Annotated in this window: 11 protein-coding genes, 2 tRNA genes, 2 rRNA genes and 2 other RNA genes; 7 read left to right on the plus strand and 10 right to left on the minus strand. The window is 30.2% G+C overall.

All coding sequences use genetic code 4. The annotated features are described in order from the left end of the window. Positions 1-43 precede the first annotated feature (43 nt). The 6 genes from EXC36_RS03325 (at position 44) to EXC36_RS03350 (ending at position 7,296) form a co-directional block, all read left to right on the plus strand. Positions 44-134, plus strand: a tRNA-Ser gene (locus EXC36_RS03325). A gap of 220 nt (positions 135-354) precedes the next feature. Continuing rightward, the gene (locus EXC36_RS03330; protein WP_158304733.1) at positions 355-1,692 is read left to right on the plus strand and encodes a phospholipase D-like domain-containing protein; all 1,338 of its coding nucleotides are present in this window, start codon (positions 355-357) and stop codon (positions 1,690-1,692) included. Between the two features lie 73 nt (positions 1,693-1,765). Then, positions 1,766-2,152, plus strand: a transfer-messenger RNA (tmRNA) gene (gene ssrA / locus EXC36_RS03335). A 100-nt stretch (positions 2,153-2,252) separates the two neighbouring features. Further along, positions 2,253-3,872: a CTP synthase gene (locus EXC36_RS03340; protein ID WP_010925467.1), complete on the plus strand. Its 1,620-nt coding sequence runs from the start codon at positions 2,253-2,255 to the stop codon at positions 3,870-3,872. Between the two features lie 11 nt (positions 3,873-3,883). Then, complete coding sequence (gene ileS / locus EXC36_RS03345) at positions 3,884-6,550, plus strand: isoleucine--tRNA ligase (RefSeq protein ID WP_129690417.1); 2,667 nt, start codon at positions 3,884-3,886, stop codon at positions 6,548-6,550. Beyond that, complete coding sequence (locus EXC36_RS03350) at positions 6,517-7,296, plus strand: signal peptidase II (RefSeq protein ID WP_165152528.1); 780 nt, start codon at positions 6,517-6,519, stop codon at positions 7,294-7,296. Before ileS ends, EXC36_RS03350 begins: the two co-directional genes overlap by 34 nt. A gap of 85 nt (positions 7,297-7,381) precedes the next feature. Here EXC36_RS03350 and EXC36_RS03355 read toward each other — a convergent pair whose 3' ends face one another. From EXC36_RS03355 to ffs, 10 genes are all read right to left on the minus strand, one after another. After that, positions 7,382-9,364 carry a lipoprotein 17-related variable surface protein gene (locus EXC36_RS03355; protein ID WP_129690421.1) on the minus strand — a complete coding sequence of 661 codons (1,983 nt, stop codon included), beginning with the start codon at positions 9,362-9,364 and terminating at the stop codon, positions 7,382-7,384. A 142-nt stretch (positions 9,365-9,506) separates the two neighbouring features. Further along, positions 9,507-11,450, minus strand: a complete 1,944-nt coding sequence (locus EXC36_RS03360; RefSeq protein WP_129690423.1) for a lipoprotein 17-related variable surface protein — start codon at positions 11,448-11,450, stop codon at positions 9,507-9,509. 288 nt (positions 11,451-11,738) lie between these two features. Continuing rightward, positions 11,739-14,638, minus strand: a 23S ribosomal RNA gene (locus EXC36_RS03365). Between the two features lie 289 nt (positions 14,639-14,927). After that, a 16S ribosomal RNA gene (locus EXC36_RS03370) occupies positions 14,928-16,452 on the minus strand. The 16S and 23S rRNA genes sit together here, the layout of an rRNA operon. A gap of 373 nt (positions 16,453-16,825) precedes the next feature. Further along, on the minus strand, positions 16,826-17,638 hold the full coding sequence (locus tag EXC36_RS03375; RefSeq protein WP_010925472.1) for a TIGR00282 family metallophosphoesterase: 813 nt from the start codon (positions 17,636-17,638) through the stop codon (positions 16,826-16,828). Between the two features lie 38 nt (positions 17,639-17,676). Continuing rightward, a complete protein-coding gene (gene rbfA / locus EXC36_RS03380) occupies positions 17,677-18,015 on the minus strand; it encodes a 30S ribosome-binding factor RbfA (protein ID WP_010925473.1) in 339 nt (112 codons plus the stop codon). Between the two features lie 74 nt (positions 18,016-18,089). Next, positions 18,090-18,320: a sigma factor-like helix-turn-helix DNA-binding protein gene (locus tag EXC36_RS03385; RefSeq protein WP_041364208.1), complete on the minus strand. Its 231-nt coding sequence runs from the start codon at positions 18,318-18,320 to the stop codon at positions 18,090-18,092. Next, positions 18,307-19,428, minus strand: a complete 1,122-nt coding sequence (gene ftsY / locus EXC36_RS03390; RefSeq protein WP_010925475.1) for a signal recognition particle-docking protein FtsY — start codon at positions 19,426-19,428, stop codon at positions 18,307-18,309. Before ftsY ends, EXC36_RS03385 begins: the two co-directional genes overlap by 14 nt. Positions 19,429-19,500: 72 nt before the next feature. Beyond that, positions 19,501-19,577: transfer RNA gene (locus tag EXC36_RS03395), tRNA-Arg, on the minus strand. Positions 19,578-19,631: 54 nt separating this feature from the next. Then, an RNA gene (gene ffs, locus EXC36_RS03400) (signal recognition particle sRNA small type) lies at positions 19,632-19,728 on the minus strand. Between the two features lie 63 nt (positions 19,729-19,791). Here ffs and polC point away from each other — a divergent pair. Continuing rightward, the gene (polC, locus tag EXC36_RS03405) at positions 19,792-24,099 is read left to right on the plus strand and encodes a DNA polymerase III subunit alpha (RefSeq protein WP_010925476.1); all 4,308 of its coding nucleotides are present in this window, start codon (positions 19,792-19,794) and stop codon (positions 24,097-24,099) included. Positions 24,100-24,103: the final 4 nt, after the last annotated feature.

Raw genomic sequence — 24,103 nt, forward strand, 5'->3', positions numbered from 1 at the left:
CTAATAAAAAAAGTAAAAAATGGTATAATGGCAATAGTGCTGTGGGTCAGTACTCAAGTGGCTGAAGAGGCGTCCCTGCTAAGGATGTAGGGGAGGCAACTCCCGCGGAGGTTCAAATCCTCTCTGACCCGCCATTTTTTTTATTTTTTTGGCAAAAAATAATGTATTGTTTAAAATTAACTTATTATGGACAAAAAAAACTTCACTAGATTTCTTTGATATTTTTTATCATTTTTGTTTCTTGTAATTAACATAGTAGTTTTTTGACTTATTTTTCATCTAAATTATGTTTATTTTAGTTTAATGATTGCTATTGTTTATTTAATTAACACTGGAGTGGTAGTTTTTATTTTTATGCAAAATAGGAACTCTTCATCAAAGCTTTCTTGAATTGTTGTAATTACTATTTTGCCTTTTTTTGGACATCTTCTTTATTTTCTAGTTGGTCAAAAATATAGACATAGAAAAGACTATGATGCTTATTATAAAAATTTTAATAACATCTTAAAAGATGGGACCAACATTGATGATTTTTCAACTATGATTCATGACTTTGGAGAAAAAAATTTATTTAATCAACTCTCACTTTTAAGTCAAAAGCCAATACTTCCAGCTAAATTCAAAATGTTTAGTCATCCTTATAAATATTTTAATTCTCTTTTTGAGCATATTGAAAAAGCTCAAAAAGAAATTTGAATTGTTTCTTACTATGCAAAAGATGGTGAATTAGTTGATGAATTTTTTTCACTTCTAATTAAAAAAGCAACTAATGGTGTAAAAATTAAATGACTAATTGATGATTTTGGTCAAAGGCATTTAAAAAGAAAAACCTTAGATAGGCTAAAACATCCTAATATTGAAATTGAATTTATTGGTAGATTACGCTTTGGTTTTTTGATCTCTTCAAATTTCTACAGAAACCATAGAAAATTTTTTATCATTGATAAAAAAATAGTTTTTAACGGAGGATCAAATATATCAGATAGATATATTTCACTAGACTCTCAATTTGGTTATTACCATGATATTAACTATATGATTAAGGGTCCTTATGTTCATTCTTACATCATCATTTTTATTTACATGTGAAAAAGATGAAGAAATATAGAACTACGATATAAAGAGCCAATTGGTGAATTAGAAAATAACTTTGAGTCAAGAGCAATTATCTTTGAAGATGGTCCTGAGTTAAATGACTCAATTATTGAAGACTCACTTATCAAATTAATTGCAAATGCTAAAGAAGAAATAAAAATATCAACTCCTTATTTTTCTCTTTCAAATGGTCTTTTCAATGCTTTTAAAATAGCTCTTCTTTCAGGGGTAAAGGTATCTATTTTTTATCCTGGTTATTCAGCTCAAAAACTTGTTCACCAAATAGGATTAGTTGAGCTTAAAAAACTTGAAAAATATGGAATCAAAATTTATTTTACAAATGGCTTTTTCAATCACTCAAAAATGGGAATTTTTGATAAAAATATTGCTTACATAGGAACTTTAAATTTTGATATTAGAAGTTTTTATGCTCAATATGAAACAATTGATATTGTTGAAGGTGAAGTTGTCAAAGATATTCAAAAACTTTTTGATGATCTTGAACAAAGATCAGTGCACTTTTTAAAAGACTATCAAAATATGAGAAGTTTTTTACCAAAACAAATTCTTTTTAAAATTTTAAAACCTCTTACTTAGAAAAAATAGTCTTATTAAATTTAAAAAAATTTAATTTATAATCCTTTGAGTTGCTATAATTGAAAATGTTATTGGGGATGTAATGGTTTCGACAGGCATTTATAACCTTATAATGCAGTAGTTTGGCAGACTATAATGCTACTAGGCGTTTCAATAAACGGAACAAAAAAACAAGAAAATGACTATCAAGATTTAATGATTAGTCAAAATCTAAACCAAAATCTAGCTTTTGCTAGCGTTTAGCAGCTAGTTGCTCCATTATATGTTCTGGATAATGGAAGCATGCCTAAGAACTTAGTGAAGTTGCTCTAGCATCAATTTCATGAAATTTAGCTAGTTGATTTAATAGAATTTTGTTCAATTTTTTCTATTAAATCAACAATTAAAAATTGGAATAAACTGTAGATTTATAAGCATTGTGAATGTGTGGACCCGGGTTCGACTCCCGGCATTTCCACCATTTTTTTATTTTTTTAAAAATATCAGCAAAACTAATAACTAAAACTTTTTTAAAGTTAAATATCGAATGATTGAATATATGTATAATCTTTTAAAGTTCAATGACACTAAGGAGTAAAATGACTAAATATATTTTTGTCACTGGAGGAGTTGTCTCTGGTCTAGGTAAGGGTGTAAGTGCTGCTTCAATAGGTAATTTATTAAAACATAGAGGTTTTAAAATTTTTGTTTTAAAATTAGATCCTTACTTAAATATTGACCCAGGAGTAATGTCCCCTTATGAACATGGAGAAGTCTATGTTACAGCTGATGGAGGAGAAACTGACCTTGATCTAGGACACTACGAAAGATTTATTGATGTAGAACTTTCAAAAGATAGCAATTACACAAGTGGAAAAATCTTTTCAAATTTATTTACTCAAGAAAGAAATGGTAATTTTTTAGGAAAAACTGTTCAATTAATTCCACATTTTACTAATGAAATTTTAAATACAATTGAAAAAATAGCCACAAAGCATAAACCTGATTTTATGATTGTTGAAATTGGTGGAACAATTGGAGATATTGAATCAAACTCTTTTATTTATGCCATGGCAGAGCTTGCTCTTGCAAAACCTGATAGATTTTTCTTAGTTCATGTAACTTATGTCATTTTTTTAGAAGCTTCAAATGAGTTTAAATCAAAGCCAACTCAAGTAAGTATTAACTCTTTAAGATCTTTTGGTATTAGCCCTAATTTAGTTTTACTTAGAAATTCAAAAATGGTGCCTGACAATATAGTTGAAAAAATTGCTAAAAAATCAGTTTTAAATAAAGATTATGTAATTTCAGTTCCAGATATGAAAAATATTTATGAAGCTCCTTTATATTTTGAATCACAAAATATAGCTCAAATTATTTTGTCTCATTTTAAAATTAAAGACATTGAGCCAGATTTAAGCAAATGAAACAAATTAGTTGATTCAATAAAAAAACCAAAAGCTTATAAAGCTAAAATTTTAATGGTAGGAAAGTACGTTGAGTTTTTGGATGCTTATAAATCAATAATTGAAGCTTTTAAAGTTAGCTCATATGAAGAAAATATTGATTTAAAAATGGACTGAGTTGACTCAAGCAAGTTAGAGTTAACTAACTTAGATGAGTTTTTAAAAGGCTATGACGGAGTTGTAATTTTACCTGGCTTTGGAATTAGAGGTTGAGAACAAAAAGTAAGAATTGCTCAGTATACAAGAGAAAATAAAATACCTACTTTTGGAATTTGTCTTGGTTTTCAAGCAATGAGTGTAGCTCATGCTAGAATGAAAGGTATTAAAAATGCAAATTCACGAGAATTTGCCAATGACAAAAATGATGAAACTTATATTTTAGATTTAATTCAAGGAAAAGCAAAAGATAAAAATTTAGGTGGTACACTAAGACTAGGAAATTACACAACAACAATTAAAGAAAATACTCTAGCTAAGAAAATTTACCAAAAAGATCAAGTCATCGAAAGACATAGACATCGCTATGAGATAAATTCTAAGTATATAGACTTACTTGAAGATGAAGAATTTGTATTTTCAGGAATTTGAAATGAAGGGAAATTAGCTGAAATTTGTGAAGTTAAAAACCATCCTTTTTATCTGGGAGTTCAATATCACCCAGAATTTACATCAAGACCGCTAAAACCAAATCCTCTATTTACAAGTTTTCTTAGAGTTTTAATAAAAAACAATTAAAGGATAATTAAATGAACGAGAAAAAAGATTATAAAGATACCCTAAACATGCCTCAAACTAACTTTGAAATGCAAGCTGGTTTAACAAGAAAAGAAGCACAATTTAGGCAAAGATGGCTTGATAATAAGCTTTACCACAAAATACTAGCTAAAAATAAAAACAACAAACAATTTGTAGTCCATGATGGGCCTCCTTATGCAAATGGATCAATTCACATCGGACATGCTTTAAATAAGATCTTAAAAGACATAGTTGTAAGATTTAAAAGCTTACAAGGTTTTTATTCACCTTTTGTTCCAGGATGAGACACTCACGGGCTTCCTATTGAAAATAAAATGCTTAGTGAGCTAAAAGTAAATCACAAACAAATCGAAGTTGTAAAACTTAGAAAAGAAGCTGCTAAGTACGCTATAAATCAAATGTTAATTCAAAAAGAACAATTTTTAAAATTACAAATGCTTTCAGATTTTGAAGAAATTTATTTAACTTTAGATAAAAACTTTGAAGCAAAGCAACTTAAATTATTTAAAAAAATGTTTTTTGATGGACTAATTTATAAAGGACTTAAGCCAGTTTATTGATCTCCTTCATCAATGAGCGCTTTAGCAGAAGCTGAAGTTGAATACTATGATCATGTTTCACCTTCAATTTATACATGTTTTACAATAACTAAAGGAAATGAATTTGTAGAAGTTGATGATGAGCTTTTAATTTGAACTACAACTCCTTGAACTTTAATTGCTAACTCTGGAGTTGCAGTTGGTCTTGACATTGAATATTCAAAAGTAAAATTCAATAAGAAAAACTACATTGTAGCTAGTGATTTGCTTGAAAAAGTAATGGAAATTTTTGGTGTTCAAAAATACAAAGTAGTTGATACTTTTAAAGGAAAAAACTTGCTTGGTGTTGAATATCAAAGACCTATAAAAACTGATTTGTTTGGTATTGTTGTAGCTGGTTACCATGTTTCTATTGATGCAGGAACTGGACTTGTTCATATGGCTCCTTTATTTGGTGAAGATGACTTTATCATTGGTCAAGAAAATGAGCTTGATCAAATTATGCACATCAATGATGATGGAAGCATTAACTCTGAAGGAGATGAATTTCAAGGTCTTTTTTATAGCTCGGCTAATATAAAAATTAAAGAGTTTTTAGAAAAAAATGACAAAGTAATGTTTTTTGAATACTTTACTCACTCATATCCTCATGATTGAAGAACTAAAAAGCCGATAATTTTTAGAGGTACTCCTCAATGATTTGTCTCAATAGATAAAATAAAGCCAGCTATTTTAAAAGAAATTGAAAAAATTGAAGGAAGACCTTCTTGGGCTGTTAAGAGATTAGCTACAATGATTGAAAATAGAAAAACTTGAACTATTTCTCGTCAGCGCTCTTGAGGAGTGCCTATTCCTATTTTTTACAATGAAAAAAATGAAATAGTTAATGATGAAAAAGTTTTTGACCATGTAATTGAACTTGTTGAAAAATATGGAAGCGATGTTTGATTTGAAAAATCAGTTGATGAACTTTTACCAAGTGAGTATAAAAATAAAAATTGGACTAAAGAAACAAACATTATGGATGTTTGGTTTGATTCAGGTTCAACTTCAATAGGTGTTGAAATTGAAGGAGTAAGTGTTCCTTTTGATCTTTATCTTGAAGGAATTGATCAATACAGAGGTTGATTTAACTCATCTATTATTAATTCAGTGGCTTATTGAGGTCAAAGTCCTTATAGACTACTTCTTTCTCATGGTTTTGTCCTTGATGGAAAAGGTAAAAAAATGTCTAAACAACTTGGAAATGTAGTTGATCCTCAAGAGATAATTCAAAAATATGGAGCTGATATTTTAAGACTATGAGTTGCAAATTGTGAATATGCCCATGATGTAAGTGTTTCTGAATCAATTATTAAACAAACTGTTGAAAATTATAGAAAAATTAGAAACACAATCAAGTTTTTATTAGGTAATTTACAAGATTATGACCATTCTAAGTTTAATTTAAAACTTGAGGGAATTCATGAGCTAATCAATGAAAGACTAAAGAAAGTAAAATTTGATATTTTACAAGCTTATAATGACTATGATTTTAATGATGTAATAAAAACTCTAACTAACTTTTTAACTGATCTTTCAAGTTTTTATTTATCAATTTCAAAAGATTCTCTTTATGCAGATAAAATCAATTCTAAAGAAAGAAGAATGATTCAATACAACATGTACAACATTTTAGAAGCAACTTTAGTTGTTATAGCTCCAATTATGCCAACAACAGCCGAGGATGCCTATGATAATTTCAACAAACAAGACAAACAAGAATCTGTTCATCTAGAAAAAATGTTTGAAGCAACAATAGTAGATGACAAACTTGAAAAAACTTGAAAAGAATTCTTTGATTTAAAAGATGAAGTTTACAAGGAAATTGAAGTTGAAATAGCTAATAAAAAAATCAAAAGAACCAATGACGCTCATGTAACGATTAATACAAAAAGTAATTTTTTAATGTCACTTGATCTTAAAAAATTACTAATGATTGGTAAAATATCATTTGGTAGTTCACTAAGAGTTGAAACTTTTGATTCACACAAATGTCCAAGATGTTGAAACCATATTGAAAAAACTGAGGTAGTTGAAGATTTATGTCAAAGATGTTACCAAACAATAAATTCATAGTAAAAGCAAAATCTTTTTCTAAAGCTTTTGCTGATGATTTTTTAAGAAGATGAAAACAAAACAAAAAAATAATTTTAATGAACTTTTTAGTTTTGTTTTCAATTATGACTCTTGGGATTATTTTCGACCAAGTAACTAAAAGCCAAATTTTTGTCTGAAATGCACAAGGCAACAATGGTATTATGGTTGATGATAATAACTATGGCTGAATAGGTACTCGTTCTTTTGGAAACTATGGAATAACTTCAGGAATTACAAGTAGTATTCCTTTAATTCAAACCTTTAGCATTTTAGCCATTATTGCAATTATTATTTCAGCTTATTATTCTTCTCATCCATTAAAAATGATTGGATTTTCACTAATTGCTACTGGAGCACTAGGAAATGCAATAGATAGATTCGCTTTTAATGGTATGGTAAAAGACATTATTTACATACCTTGATATAAAAATGGTGAAAGTGGAACTTTTAACATAGCTGATGTTCTAGTTGCTATTGGATCTATTGTATCTGTTTTAACAATTGTTTTAAGCTTTATGAATATCCAAAGGATAAAAAATCAAAAAGCTCAAGAGCAAATTTTAAAAAAACAATCTCTAGAGATTAATACTTTAGAAAATGATAAAGACCAGCCAAATGATGAGGCAAATTTAGAAGAAAAAGCTTTGGAAAAACAAGATATTGAAAATGTTAATTTGGATGAGTCTAATTCAAAAAATCAACAAATAGATAATAAAGAAATTTAAAAACAATAAAACCTCACATTTGCATGTGGGGTTTTTTATATCTTATAAAGCTAATTTTTTTAAATAAGCTTGTCTTTGAAATATATTAGTTTTTTGCTCTAAAGCCTCTAATAGTTATTCTTCTTATTATAAGTTGTGATCTGTCTTTTGTTAAAATTATGTAAGCATACAGCTCAGTTCCTCGATCTGAGGATTCTAGTATTTTTGGATTTAAACCTAGAGATTCATTAATTGATAAAAATTGTTCAGAAGAGACAAGTTTGATGTCATATCCTTGATTAATTGGATTTTTTTCATCGGTAAATTCAAAGAATTGACCAAAGTGCGCTGGATAGGCACTTGCTGGAATATCTTCTTTTGGAATTAGATCAGAGGCACTATAATTTTTTAGATCAAAACCAGGCTTAGTTCTAATTGCTCTTCCTAGGCTTGAAAAGTTTTGTCTAATAAATTCATCAATTGTTCTAAAGCCTGAAATTTGAATATCTTTTTTTTCAACAGTTAAATTATCTTTTGAAAGTTGAAGAGTTACTTTAATAGTTCCTTTTTCATCATTGACAGAAAATCTAGATTTTTCAAAAAGCAATTTATAAACAAAGCCATCAAAATTTTCAGGAAGATCAACTATTTTTTCCAAGTCATTAAGCTCAACATTAGAAGGAAGTAAAGTTGAATAATTATTTTTTAAATTTAGTGAATCAATTGCATTTATCGTTAAATCTAAATAATCTTGCAATTTTAAAAATCCATCTATTGTAATTTTTTTAGACTCAACTACTGATTTTTTTCTAGCATAAATTAGAGCACTAAGAGTTCCTGCATTATCATTTGCTCCATCTTTTTCTAGCTCAATTGAAAAATCAATTCCGTTAACACTTTGAGGCATTTGGAAAAAGTCTTTTAAAATACTTGTTGAGCTAATTTGGCTAGGTAAAATTTTATTGTATGCTTTTTTGCTTTCGAGAGACTTAATTTTGCTTAGCTCTTGTTCTACTTCTAAAACCTCTTCATTTTTAATTGGAGCAAAGCCCGTTAGTTCAACTTGGCTAGAAAAAGAGAGTTTTTTTAGTTGATTAGGATTTTGTTGATTTTGATTTTTAACTTGTTTTTCTAAGTTATGTTTTAATAAAAGCTCTCTTGTGTTATTAGTAAATTCTAAATCTTCAGGAATAAATACTATATCTTTTGAAGTGTTTATTTCAAAAATAGATTCTATTTTTTGTCTTTTTTCTTCTGGGGTTTTTAATAAGTCATATTGGGCTTTGAATTCTTTGGCTAAAGGCCTATTTAAAACAAGTTTTTGTCTAATTGAAAAATCATCTTTTTCAAAGATAAATTTTTTCAAATTAGTAAAATCCAAAACAATATCTTTTTTTATTGTTGGATCGTTAATTAAAGAAATCCTTATGTGGTATTGTCTTTTCCCATTTAAATCATCAACTAAGCTTTGAGTTACTAAAACACTATATTTAGATAAGTTCAAAGGTAAAAGTTCTTGGCTTTCTTGGTTATATCTTTGAATTTGGATGTTTTGCTCTTCAACTTGAGAGGGTAAAACATTAGTTGAAATTTTTTTTGCATCAACTCAAGTTAGTCGAAGAGACTTGCTATATTCTTCAAGTTCTAAGAGTTGTTTTTCTCTTGTTAAAGGTGTGTAAGAAGCTTTTGAAATCTTAGAAAGCTCAGTGAATTTTGAAACATAACCCATTGATCTTTCATTTACTTGATAATATAATTTTTTAAAATCATCAGAGACTTTAAAGTTTAAGTTGTAATTAGTTTTTAAATCTTTTGTTTCAATAATTTCATTAAAAAAAGCAGATACATCAAAGTTATTATGTTTTTTAAAGTTTTCTTCAACAATATTTAAGAAAAAACTTAAATCCTTATCAGTTTCATTTTTGTATCTAAACTTTAGTGTTGGTACATTTTTGGTATGTTTATATACTATATATGAATAAGAACCAACAGAAATGATGGCTGAAAATGTAAAAGCTGTAATAAAAATAGCTTTTTTATTAATTCCTTTTTTTAACTTTATACCTTGTTTATTATTTTCAAATAGCATTTATTCCTTAAAAGTTTTCATTTAATTATTTGATTTTTTAAAGTATTTGTAAAAATACTAGGTTTTAAAACTAAAATTATAAAATTAAGTTAAAAATTCTTAGTTTCCTTGAGTTTCTTGAATTGATTTTTTTAAAATTGCTTTACGTTTTTGATCATTTTATTTTGTAAGGTAAAATGAGCTTATCTTGACCTTCTTTTTCAAATTTTAAAAATACACTAAGGCTTTTTTGTTCACTATTTATTTCAAAAAGCTTTCTATTTGGATAAATATTTTTAATCTCTTCAATGCTCTCTACTATTGAAACTTTGTAGTTTTTTAGATCTTTGGCTATGTCAGTGTTGATTTGAAACAAATCAAAAAAGTTATTTTCCTTTGTTTTGTCAAAACTTAGAGTTTCAAAAGATATATTTGAGAGATTTTTATTTTCTTTTAACTTAACTAGATTAGTGTTTTTATCAATTAAGTTATTAAAGTGTTCTATAGACATTTTTAGATTTGAAAGCTTAATTGCTTTTTTGGCTTGTTGTTTTATTCCATTGACATTTTTGGATAAAACAACTTGAACTAAAGCCTCACCTGTTTTATCATTTAAAACAAAACTATTGTCCTCTTGTTTTCTATAAAGTTCTAAAGAAGAGTTTTTAAAATTGTCAATAGAGCTAGATAATTCAAAATAAGAACTTAAATTTTCGTTAGTCAACTCTGAAGGAAGAATATCATTGACTGGTTTATTTTTGAAAAGATCTTGAGAGCTAAATAATTCTACTTTTTCCTTAAGATTTGAGTAAAATCCATTAATTTGAATTTTTTGACCTTTAGTAATTTGTCCATAGCTCAAAGTTAAATTAGCTTCTATATAATCAAGATCATCATTTATTGAATCTTTTAAAAGCTCAAGTTGCACTTTTACATCATTGATTGAAATAGGAATATGGAAATATTGAGATAAAACATCAATGCTTGTAATTTCTGAGGGTTTAACTTTAAGAGTCTTAGTTTTGGCTCTTAATTTAAAGTTTTTTAAAACACTTTCAATCTTGTCAGATATTCTATTTTTTGAAAAAGATTCTAAGTTAATAGAAATATTTTTTTTGCTTAGATATTCTTTTGCTTCTAACTGGCCAAAGCTAGCAATGGGTTTTTTTAAATTAGTTTGTAAATTAAAATTTAAAATAAGTTTTGAATCAACAAGTTCAACTTTATTAACTTCAATTCTATAATCTTTTTCAATTTCAGAAAGATCATAATAGTTTCTTAATAAATTTAATTTACTAGCTAGTTGATCTTGAGAGTTAATTAAATTTACAAAATCTTTATCACTAGTTTTAAAATCATTAGAATTTTTTAATTTTAATAAAAAGTTTTCTTGAAATTTTTCAGCTAAAAAATTCTCTTTTCTAAGCCCGCTCATCTTCAAGTGAATAAAATTGTGTATTTGAGTTTTTTCTTCTATTGGATCGATAAAAACTTCAGCAATAAGCTCACCTGTTAAATCGTTTGCATAAACTTTATTAATGGAAACAACTCTTTTTAAAATATCAATTTGAGATTCTTTATTATTTTCAAGACCAATGACTTTTAATTGTGATTCACTAACAGAAGAGGCAAGATATTTTTGAGCACTAGCCTCTGGGTCAATAAATCTTAGAGCATACCTAGCATGCTCAGTAGTTTGTGAGTTTTCAATTTCATTGATTTGGCTTTTTTTTGATAAAAGATTGTCAACAAAAATTTGATAGTAAAGTTTTGTAAATTTTTTATCAACTGAAAAAAAGATTTTCTCATTTGTTTTTAGTAAATTAATCCTTTGGATTTTTTTGTGAAAAAAATCATTAACAGAAAAGCTTTTTAGATTGTTTTTTTTATCTTGTTCAAAAAGCATTTTAGCCTCATCCAAAAGTTCATTAAGGCTTTGGTGTTTTTCAAGGCGATTTTCAAAGTTGATTTTTCTAGGTTCAAAAGTTTGAAGAGTTTTGTTTTGAGATGTTTTTGAGACAAAATAAAGTCCTGCACTTGCAGCAAAAACTAAAAAAGTTAAAGAAGATATTCAAAATATTTTAATTGATGGTTTTCTTATAGCCATAAATACTTCTCCTACATATTAAAATGTAACTTTAAAATATTAACACAAAAAAATAAGCTAGATTATTTTAAAATTTAATCACTATAATTTTAAATCCAAAAAATTTTATTTTAAAAAATTGAATTTTCATTATTAAGCTTTAATAAACTTTGCAGAAAATTTTGATTTGTTTTAAATAAAATAAAGTTTTTTGAAAATAAAACAAAAAAAGTCCAAATGGACTTTTAGAAATAATTCTCTAAAAACTGAATAGCACAAACATATAAATACCATTTAAAAAGATACAATACTTTTAAACCTATCAATTTATTAGTACCAGTCAGCTGAATGTATTACTACACTTACACCTCTGGCCTATCAACCTCGTAGTCTACAAGGAATTTCAAGGGAATACTCATCTTTGAGGAGGCTTCCCGCTTAGATGCTTTCAGCGGTTATCCTTTCCGTACTTAGCTACCCAGCTATGCTTCTGGCGAAACAACTGGAGCACCAGTGGTACGTCCACTCCGGTCCTCTCGTACTAAGAGCAGCTCTCATCAATATTCCAACGCCCACATCAAATAGGGACCGAACTGTCTCACGACGTTCTGAACCCAGCTCGCGTACCGCTTTAATTGGCGAACAGCCAAACCCTTGGAACCAACTCCAGCTCCAGGATGCGATGAGCCGACATCGAGGTGGCAAACCTTCCCGTCGATGTGATCTCTTGGGGAAGATAACCCTGTTATCCCCGGGGTAGCTTTTATCCGTTGAGCGACAGCCATTCCATAATGAACTGCCGGATCACTAAGTCCTGCTTTCGCACCTGCTCGACTTGTAGGTCTCACAGTCAACCACACTTTTACCTTTGCGCTCTACATATGGTTTCTGACCATATTGAGTGTAGCTTTGAACGCCTCCGTTACCTTTTGGGAGGCGACCGCCCCAGTCAAACTACCCACCACGCACTGTCTCCTGACCGGATGACGGTCATAGGTTAGAAACTCAATTTAACAAGGGTGGTATTTCAAGGTTGATTCCACAGAAACTAGCGTCTCCGCTTCTCCATCTCCCACCTATCCTACACATGTTAAACCAAATTCCAATACGAAGTTGTAGTAAAGCTCCACGGGGTCTTTTCGTTTTGATGCGGGTATCCAGCGTTTTCACTGGAACCATAATTTCACCGAGTCCAATGTTGAGACAGTTGAGAGATCATTGCGTCTTTCGTGCAGGTCAGTATTTAGCCGACAAGGAATTTCGCTACCTTAGGACCGTTATAGTTACAGCCGCCGTTCACCCGGGCTTCATTTTGCTGCTTTGCGTAAGCTAACAGCTCCACTTAACCTTCGGGCACTGGGCAGACTTCACCCCCTATACATCGTCTTGCGACTTAGCAGAGAGCTGTGTTTTTGATAAACAGTTGCCCCTCACAATTTAATGTTGCCATTCAAAGAATGGCCCCCCTTCTCGCGAACTTACGGGGTGAATTTGCAGAGTTCCTTAACATTGGTTTTCTCGCTCGCCTTAGAATACTCATCTTGGGAACGTGTGTCCGTTCTCGGTACGGGTTCCTATAGTTTTATAACGTTTAGAAGCTTTTCTTGGAAGCGTGAAATCATTCAATTCGGTAATTGTCGAAACTTTCCCTATGCATCAGAACTCAAGGTTAAACAATGCGGATTTGCCTACATTGACCCCTCATTTCCTTGCCCCAAAATCCATTAATTGGTAGAATTATCCTTCTCCGTCACTCCATCACTTACTATCGGAAGTACAGGAATATTAACCTGTTATCCATCGACTACGCTTTTCAGCCTGATCTTAGGACCCGACTAACCCTGGGTGGACGAACCTTCCCCAGGAAACCTTTCCCAATAGGCGTCAGAGATTCTCACTCTGAATCGTTACTCATACCGGCATTCTCACTTCTAAGCACTCCACTAATCCTCACGGTTTAGCTTCGCCGTCCTTAGAACGCTCCTCTAACGCATTTAATAATGCCCGTAGCTTCGGTATTATGTTTAGTCCCGTTACATTGTCGGCGCAAGGTCTCTTGACTAGTGAGCTATTACGCACTCTTTAAAAGATGGCTGCTTCTAAGCCAACTTCCTAGTTGTTTGAGAAACCTCACAACCTTTATCACTTAACATAAATTTTGGGACCTTAGCTGACGATCTGGGTTGTTACCCTCGCGAGCATCGACGTTATCACCGATGTTCCGACTGCATGATAATACACAATGGTATTCGGAGTTTGATTATAGTCAGTACAGCTAGGCGCCGCCATTCCATATTCAGTGCTCTACCACCAAAGTTTAACATCACACGCTAGCCCTAAAGCTATTTCGAGGAGAACCAGCTATATCCAGGTTCGATTGGAATTTCACCGCTATTCACAAGTCATCCGGGCACTTTTCAGCGTACTACGGTTCGGTCCTCCACTTAGTATTACCTAAGCTTCAACCTGCTCATGAATAGATCACCTGGTTTCGGGTCTATGTCAACATACTAATTCGCCCTATTCAGACTCGATTTCTCTTCGGCTCCGCTTTTATCCACTTAACCTCGCATGTTAACATAACTCGCCGGTCCATACTGCAAGATGTACGCCATCACACATTAACGTGCTCTGACTAATTGTAAGTAAGTAGTTTCAGAATCTATTTCACTCCCCTCCCGGGGTTCTTTTCACCTTTCCCTCACGGTACTAGTTCACTATCGGTGTCTGGTTAGTATTTAGCCTTACCGGATGGTCCCGGCAGATTCAGACAGGGTTTCACGTGCCCCGCCCTACTCAGGATGCAGTCAAGAGAATTATGCATTTCGTATACGGGGATATCACCCTCTATGTCAAAGCTTCCCAGCTTTTTCTACTATACATAATCTTTGTAACTCTATGTAGACTGTCCTACAACCCCGTATAAATACGGTTTGGGCTCTTCTGCTTTCGCTCGCCACTACTAACAGAATCATTATTTATTTTCTTTTCCTCTTGCTACTAAGATGTTTCAATTCACAAGGTGTCTCGCTCACACTTTCTATATATTCAAAAGTGGGCAACTAGAGATTAATCTAGTTAGGTTTCCCCATTCGGAAATCCCCGTCTCAAAGTTTATATCCAACTAAACGAGGCTTATCGCAGGTAATCACGTCCTTCTTCGACTTCCAGACCCAAGGCATCCACTACAAACTCTTCTTTATTTAAAAGTAATTTATTTCCTATTGTTGAAATTTATTTTTTAGATGTGTATCTTAAGGTATCTATTTTATTTTTTAACAAATTGTTAAAAAATGACTCGGATCAAAAATTTTACATTTTGATGTCGTTATCATATTAATTTATATGCTATTCAGTTTTTAAAGAACTATTTGTTTTGAAAGATAGAACTTTCAAAACTGAATACTAGATATCTAATTGGCAAGATACACATAAGGACTTTCTATAACTATTGATAGAAAAATGCCAATTCTAAAAAAATGGTTTTGTACTCCGTAGAAAGGAGGTGATCCATCCCCACGTTCTCGTAGGGATACCTTGTTACGACTTCACCCCAGTCACCAGTCCTGCCTTAGACAGTCGCCTCCGAGGTTAGCTAAACCGACTTTGGGCATTACCAGCTCCCATGGTGTGACGGGCGGTGTGTACAAGACCCGAGAACGTATTCACCGTAGCGTAGCTGATCTACGATTACTAGCGATTCCAACTTCATGAAGTCGAGTTGCAGACTTCAATCCGAACTGAGACCGGTTTTTTGAGATTTGCTCCATGTCACCATCTTGCTTCTCTTTGTACCGGCCATTGTAGCACGTGTGTTGCCCCACTCGTAAGAGGCATGATGATTTGACGTCATCCCCACCTTCCTACCAATTGCTTGGTCAGTATCTTTAAAGTCCTCAACTTAATGTAGTAATTAAAGATAGGGGTTGCGCTCGTTGCAGGACTTAACCGAACATCTCACGACACGAGCTGACGACAACCATGCACCATCTGTCACTCCGTTAACCTCCACTATATCTCTATAGCTTTGCGAAGGATGTCAAGAGTGGGTAAGGTTCTACGCGTATCGTCAAATTAAACCACATGCTCCACCGCTTGTGCGGGTCCCCGTCAATTCCTTTAAGTTTCACTCTTGCGAGCATACTACTCAGGTGGATCATTTAATGCGTTAGCTGCGCTAGTGAAAAATTCCACCAGCTAATGATCATCGTTTACGGCGTGGACTACCAGGGTATCTAATCCTGTTTGCTCCCCACGCTTTCGTTCCTCAGTGTCAGTACATAACCAGTTAGCTGCCTTCGCCATTGATGTTCTTCCTAATATCTACACATTTCACCGCTTCACTAGGAATTCCACTAACCTCTTTATAACTCTAGTTTGCTAGTATCAAAAGCGGGCCAGGGTTGAGCCCCGGGATTTAACTTCTGACTTAACAAACAACCTACGAACTCTTTACACCCAATAATTTCGGATAACGCTTGCACCCTATGTATTACCGCGGCTGCTGGCACATAGTTAGCCGGTGCTTTCTGACAAGGTACCGTCATACTTAGGGCATTTCCTCCCTAAGCTTTTCTTCCCTTATAACAGCAGTTTACAATCCGAAGACCTTCATCCTGCACGCTGTGTCACTCCATCAGACTTTCGTCCATTGTGGAAAATTCCCTACTGCTGCCTCCCGTAGGAGTCTGGGCCGTATCTCAGTCCCAGTGTGGCTGTTCAGTCTCTCAACTCAGCTATACATCATCGCCTTGGTAGGCCATTACCCTACCAACTAGCTAATGTAACGCACTCCCATTTCAAAGTGAAGCAAACGCTCCTTTGATATCTAAATCATGCGATCTAAATACATATCCGGTATTAGCAACAGTTTCCTGTTGTTATCCCAGTCTTTGAGGTAGGTTAAATACGTGTTACTCACCCATTTGCCGCTAAGCACTAATAAATTAATACTCCGCTCGACATGCATGTATTAGGCACACAGCCAGCGTTCATCCTGAGCCAGGATCAAACTCTCAAAAAAATTGACTTATGTGTTGTTGTACAATCTAGTATTCAGTTTTGAAAGAACTATTTTCAATTTAATGTTTGGCAACATTCATAAAAAATTACCTATGCAAATATAGCATAATTTTTAAATTTTTCTAAATTAATTTATAAATTTTTTAAAATTTTAAAAGTCTCTTAGAAACAATGGGACTTGTTATTTTAAGTCCTCTTTAAAAAAGTTGCTCTGTCATAATAGCACATTTTTTTAAAATTTTCTAAAATTTTTTGAAATTTTTTTAAAAACTTTAATAAAGATTTTTTTAGAAAATGATGGGCTTTTTTTGGGCCCTCTTCAAAAAGTTGCTAAATCATAATAACATAGTTTTTTTAAAATTTTCAAAAATTTTTTATTTTTTTTCTGGTTGTATATTTAGAAGTGAAATTACTTTATTTTCTCTAGTTGAAAGCTCTAAAACAACTGCATTGAATTGACTTGGATTTGATGAAACTCTAAATCTTAAGTCTGAATTATTTCTCATTTTTTCATAAACTTCATTATAGTTAGCACCAACAGCACTATTTGCAGGTCCTGTCATTCCAACGTCAGTTAAAAATGCAGTTCCTAATGGTAAAGTTCTTGCATCATTTGTTTGAACATGAGTGTGAGTTCCAATAAGAGCATTAACTTTTCCATCTAAATATAATGAAAGCACACTTTTTTCACTAGTTGTTTCAGCATGGAAGTCAATAAAATGAAGATCTGATTCATTTGTTAGTAAAACTTTATCAATTGCATCGAAAAATGAATTAGCATATTCTTCTTTTCATGGTGAAAGCAGTCTATTAAAGGCAATTCCCATTATTGATGTAACTCTTAGAGTCACTCCTTTGACATCAAAGACCTGAGTTCCATGACCTCTATAAGTATTATTAATATTTAAAGGTCTAATTACATCATCATTATCAATAATAGAGTGAATGTCATCTTTGGCTCAAACATGATTTCCTAAAGTAAAAACGTCAATTCCAATAGATTTAAGTTTTTTATAATCTTTTTTTACAAAGCCTTTTCTTCCAGAGACATTTTCTGCTTGGGCAATGGTAAAGTCAATATTATATTTTGACTTTACCAAATCAAGGTGTTCTTCAACACATTGAATTCCCGGTTTTCCAAAGATATCACCTATAAAAAGGACTCTTATTTTTTTATCATTACACATTCAAAACGCTTTCTTTAATAACTTTATTTAATATAAGGCTATTTTTCTTTTTTTATCTCTTCTAGGATTTGTTCAATTTTTAAGCTTTTTTCAAAAGTATCATCAATTTTAAAATGAAGAGAAGGAATTTTTCTTCATTTTAAAATTGATGAAAGCTGTTTTTTAATATATCCGCTTGCTTGATTTAATCTTTCTAAGTTCTTTTTTGAGTTTTTAGAAAAAGTTACATAAACATTGCAATGAGATAAATCACTAGATAATTTAATTCCAACAACAGTAGTTAGAACATCTTTTAAATTTTGAACTTCTTCACTAATAATTCTTGAAATATTAATTAAAATGTCTTGTTCTCTTTTTTCTAATTTAATATTTTGCATAAAAACCTCACTTAGATAAAATTATTTTTTAAAGCTAAGATTAGTTTTGGAAAAACTTGATTTTTCTTAAAAACTTATTCTAACTTCTCTTGAATTGCAAAAAGCTTTTGAACTCCCTTTTTAATTGAATCATGAACTGCACTTTTAGAAATTGAAAGTTCATCTGCTATTTCATTCATTGAAAGATCTTCTATTAAATATAATTCTAAAGTTAATTTTTGTCCCTTAGAAAGAAGTAGGCCAAATTTTTCAAAAAGTTCAATTATTTTTTCTCTATTTTCAACTAAATCATTACTTTTTTTCATAATTTTCAATTAAATCTTTGGTCATTCCATAAATAAAAGAGTCAAGGTCAAAATCTACTAGATCATCCATTTTTTCTCCAAGACCAATTAATTTTACATTTAAATCAAATTCATCTTTTATTGATAAAACAATTCCACCTTTAGAAGTACCATCCATTTTGGTCAAAACAATACCTGTTAAATTAGTAACTTCTTTAAAACTTCTAGCTTGAGAAACTCCATTTTGACCAGTGGTAGCGTCAATAACTAATAATGATTCATCAACACTTCGACCTATAAATTTGTTAATAATTTTATTAATTTTTTCAAGCTCATTCATTAAATTAATTTTATTTTGCAATCTTCCAGCTGTGTCAATGATTACTAAATCAAAGTTATTGTTTTTAGCATATTCAAGACCTTGATAAACAACAGAGGCTGGTTCTTGGTTTTTTTGGCTTGCTTTAAAAATTTCCACTCCAACACGATTGGCCCAAATTTCAAGTTGCTCACTAGCAGCTGCTCTAAAAGTATCTCCTGCAATGATCAAGATTTTTTTTTGTAAATCTTTATATCTTTTAGCAATTTTAGCTATGGATGTAGTTTTTCCCGAGCCATTAACTCCTACCATTAAAAAAACATTCATTCTTTGCTCTTGATAATTTAAATTAATATCAATAAAAGATTTATTAGCATAAATTAAAAACATTTTATCAACGATAATTTCACTAATAATTTTAGGATCATCTATATTTTGAATTTTAACTTCTCTTTGGATTTCATCAATAATTAAAAGTGCTAACTTGGCAGAAATATCTGACATAATCAAAATTTCTTCAAGCTCTTCAAAAAAATCATCATCTAATTTAACATGATTATTTTGAAGTTCTAAAATAGCTTTTGAAAAATTTGAATTACTCTTGTTAAGTCCAGTTACAAATTTTTGAACACTTTCTAATTGAGCAATTTCCTTTTTTTGATCTTTTTCAAGTTTAATTTGAATTTTTTGAAGTTTTTTTTCTTCTTTAGCTTTTAACTTAGCCTCTTCAAGAATTTTTTTTTGCTCTTCAAGCTCTTCTTTAGTTTTTAGTTTAAATAATCTATCTTTTAAATTTTTGAAAAATCCCATAGTATTGCTATTTTAAAGAAAAGCATTATAAAATGAATTAATTTATTAATTTTTTTAAAAAAATAAAAAAAATGGCGATCACGAGAGGATTCGAACCTCTGACCACAAGCTTAGAAGGCTCGTGCTCTGTCCATCTGAGCTACGCGACCAAACCATGAGTTATTTTATAACATTTTTTAAAAAAATATTTAAAAAATTCCATAAAAAATAAAAAGACCTAAAGACACAACACTTCTCAATGCGGATGCTCCATTTCTGTCCTGACCGGGTTATGAGGTTATTGTTCTAAAGGCATTGAAATTATAATGAAATTTTTCAAAATAGGCCAAGTTTTTTAATTAAATGTATTAATATAAATACACTATGCAAGAATCGTTTTTGAATTTTTGTCAAGAAATTAACTTTGACATTCCAGAGTATCTTAAAAATACCAAAATAGCAAATCCTTATCATGATGAGGAAAAAAGTTTTTTTTCTTGTGAAATTGATTTTCTAGAAACTCCTAAATTTGAAGATTTTAAAAGCTTTTATTTAAAAACTAAAAACTTTTTAAATCAACTAGTCAAAGAACAAAAATTACTTTTTAAAATAGAAAATATTTTTTATGAAAAAAGTGAAATTAAAAAATATTTAGATTGAATAGCTGAACATTTTTTTAAAAATTTTGACTTCAAAAACACATTTAGAATTGATGATTTAAAAGTTAATCTTGATGGAAAAATTTTTTTAACAGCTCATAGTAAACATAGCTTTGATTTATATAAAGATTTTGTTGAATTTGCAAACAAAAAGATGCAAAGTTTTGGCTTTGAAAATTTTTTACTTAAACTTGAATTAAATCAAATAGAAATTACAAATAATCAACCTTTAGTCTCTTCTATAAATTCACAAGTAAAAACTCAAGCTAGTTCAGAAAACCAAAGTTTTAAAAAATCAAATTTTTACAACAAAAAAAGACATATTCAACTTTCATTAAAAGAGCTAATCAAAACTCAAGAAATGTTTGTAAGTGTTGTTGGAATGGTATTTAAAAAAGAGATAATTACAACAAACAGTAAAACTAAAATTTTCAAAATTTCAATCACTGATTTTCAAGAAGCAACAAGAGCACAAAAGTTTTCATATTTAGAAAAAGATCAAGAAATTTTTGATTCAATTCAAATAAATGATTGAGTGAATGTTTGTGGTGAAATTCAACTTGAAAAAATGTCTTTAAAACAATTTATCAAAATTGAAAAAATTGAGAAAATTCGAAGCCCAATCAAAGATAGACAAGACAATGAAAAAGAAAAAAGAATTGAACTTTCTTTTAGATCAAAAATGTCTACAATGGATGGAATTTTATCTCCTTTAGATATTGTTAAACAAGCCAAAAAATTTAATCATAGTTCCATTGCTATTTTAGACCACAACTCAGTGCAAGCTTTTCCTGATTTTCATAATTTAACATATAAAGACAAAGACTTTAAAGTTATTTACGGAATGACTTTAAGTGTTATTTCAAAAAGAAACAAAATTTTTGTTGAGCCTTTAAAAGATAAATTTTTTGACTACAAAATTTTAGATCAAGAATATGTTGTCTATGACATTGAAACAACTGGTCTTTCACCTATGTTAAATGAGCTAATTCAATTTGGAGCTAGTGTTATCAAAAATGGTCGTATTATTGAGACACATCATTTTTTTATTAAGCCAAAATCTAAGCTAGATTCTTTTACTACAAAACTCACAGGAATAACTCAAGAACATCTTGAAAAAGGATATGAACTTCAAGAAGCTTTAGAAAAAATTTCTTCAATTTTTAAAGCAAGGATCATGGTTGCACACAACGCTGCTTTTGACCATAATTTTTTAAAGCAAAAATTTATAGATAACAACATTGAATTTGAAGAGATGATATCCATTGATACATTAAATCTTGCAAAGGTTTTAAATCCAATTTATAGAAGCTATCGTCTTGGAGAAGTAGCTTCAAAATTATCTGTTGTTTATGATCCTTCTATTGCTCATAGAGCAGATTATGACTCTTCAGTTTTAACCAATATTTTCATCTTACAAATGTCACATTTAAAAGAAAAAGGTATTAACTTATTTAAAGAATTGAATTCACTTTCATCCGAAAAGTTTTATTCAAAAATGTTTGCAAAAGATATCTCCATAATTGCTAAAAATCAAGCAGGATTAAAAGAACTTTTTAAAATCAACTCTGATGTATTAACCAAGTATTATTTTGCTAATCCAAAGATGTTTTGAGAAGACATAAAAAGAAGTAAAAATTTATTAATTGGTTCAGGGGGATTAAATTCACCTTTAATTGATAAATTGCTTTTTTCTACTCAAGAAGATGTGCTTAATGAAATTGATAAGTATGACTATATAGAAATTCCTTCACCAAATAATTTTTCACATTTTTGAACTACTAAATTTAGTGATCAACAAATTAAAATTCAACTTCAAAAATTAATTAAATGAGCTAAAGAAAAAAACAAAATTATTGTCGCAATTGGTGAGCCTCGTTATAATGAAAAATGACAAAAAATTATTCATGAAATTTATATAAATTCAACTGGTATTGAAAATTCTCTTCATCCTCTTTTTATTATTAAAAAAGATATGGATACATTTTATCCAGAACAAATTTATAAAACTACAAATGAGATGAAACAAGAATTTTCATTTTTATATGATCCTGAATTAATAGAAGAAATTGTTGTTAAAAATCCAAATTTAATATCTTCACAAATTGAAAAAATACAAGTTATCAAAGATAAACTTTATACACCAAAATTTGATGATTCTCACATTAAATTAAAAAAACTTGTTTATGAAAATGCATGAAAAAAATATGGAAAAAATCTCCCTGAAATTATTGAACAAAGAATTGAAAAAGAGCTTACACCAATTTTAAATTATGGTTTTGATGTTATTTATTGAATAAGTAGTATCTTAGTTCAAAAATCATTAAGTGATGGTTATCTTGTAGGCTCAAGAGGATCAATTGGTTCTTCATTAGTGGCAACACTTTCTGGAATAACTGAAGTTAATCCTTTAGCTCCTCACTATATATGTTCAAAGTGCCAATATTTTGAACTTGTAAAAGATCCAATGACAAATAGTGGCTTTGATTTAGATGATAAAAAATGCCCTAAGTGTAATAGCTTTTTAGATAAAGATGGTCAAACCATTCCTTTTGAAACATTCTTAGGTTTTAAAGCAGATAAAGTTCCAGATATTGATCTTAATTTTTCTGGTGAGTATCAAGGTAAAATTCACGATGAAGTAAAAAGACTTTTTGGTTCTAAACACACTTTTAGAGCTGGAACAATTTCAACAGTTGCTGAAAAAACAGCTTATGGTTACATTAAGAAATATTTAGAAACTGCCTCACTTGATTATAGTGATAATTTTGTTGATTTTTTAACCGAAAAATCAACTGGAGTAAAAAGAACAACAGGGCAACATCCAGGTGGAATAATCATCATTCCAAAAGAATTTGATGTTGAAGATTTTACTCCAGTTAATTTTCCAGCAAATGACACCGAAAGTTCATGAAAAACAACTCACTTTGATTTCCATGCAATTCATGACAATGTTCTTAAATTAGACATACTTGGTCACGATGATCCAACGGCTTTAAAAATGTTGGAAAAACTCACTGGAGTAAATGTTAAAGACATACCTAAAAAAGATGAAAAAATAATTTCAATTTTTACCTCACCAAAAGCTCTTGGAATTAGCTCAGAAGAGATTCTAGGAGAAAAAACAGGTGCTCTAGGAATTCCTGAATTTGGAACAAATTTTGTTCGTCAAATGTTAAGTGAAGCAAAGCCAAAAACATTTGCAGATTTAGTCTCTATTTCAGGGCTTTCTCACGGAACTGACGTTTGAATTAATAATGCTCATTACATAATTCAAAGTTTAGGTAAAACTCTTGATCAAGTTATTTCTTGTAGAGATGACATCATGGTTGATTTAATCAAAAAAGGAGTTCCTATTGATTTATCTTTTACTATAATGGAACAAGTAAGAAAAGGTAAAGGTCTTTCACTTGAACAAAAAAGAAAATTAATTGAACATGGGATTGAAAATTGATACATTGAAAGTATGGAAAAAATTAAATACATGTTTCCTAAAGCACATGCCACTGCATATGTTCTTATGGCTTGAAGAGTTGCTTTTTACAAAGTTTATTATCCTTTGGAATACTATGCAACTTATTTTTCAACAAGAACTGAATTTTTTGACATTGAAATTATGTCAAAAGACAAACTAACACTTGAGAGTAAAATCAAAGAACTAGCATATCGCGAGAACTTAAGAAATGATAATCAATTAACAACAAAAGAAAAAAATACATTACCTACTTTATATATTGCAAACGAAATGAAAGCAAGAGGATTTAATATCCAAAATATTAACTTAAAGATTTCTTTGGCAAATGATTGAATCATAGATAAGAACAGCAAAAGTCTAATTCCTCCTTTTAATGTTATTGATGGGCTTGGAGAAACTTTAGCTCAAAAAATAGTAGATTCTAGAAATGAAAAAGAATTTTTATCTGTTGAAGATTTTATTAATAGAACAGGAATTAATTCTACCTTAGTTGAAAAATTTAAATCAATGGGTATTTTTGAACAAATACCAGAGACAAATCAAATATTTCTAATCTAAAATT

The organism is Mycoplasmopsis pulmonis (assembly GCF_900660575.1).
Classification (GTDB): Bacteria; Bacillota_I; Bacilli_A; order Mycoplasmatales; family Metamycoplasmataceae; genus Mycoplasmopsis_B; species Mycoplasmopsis_B pulmonis.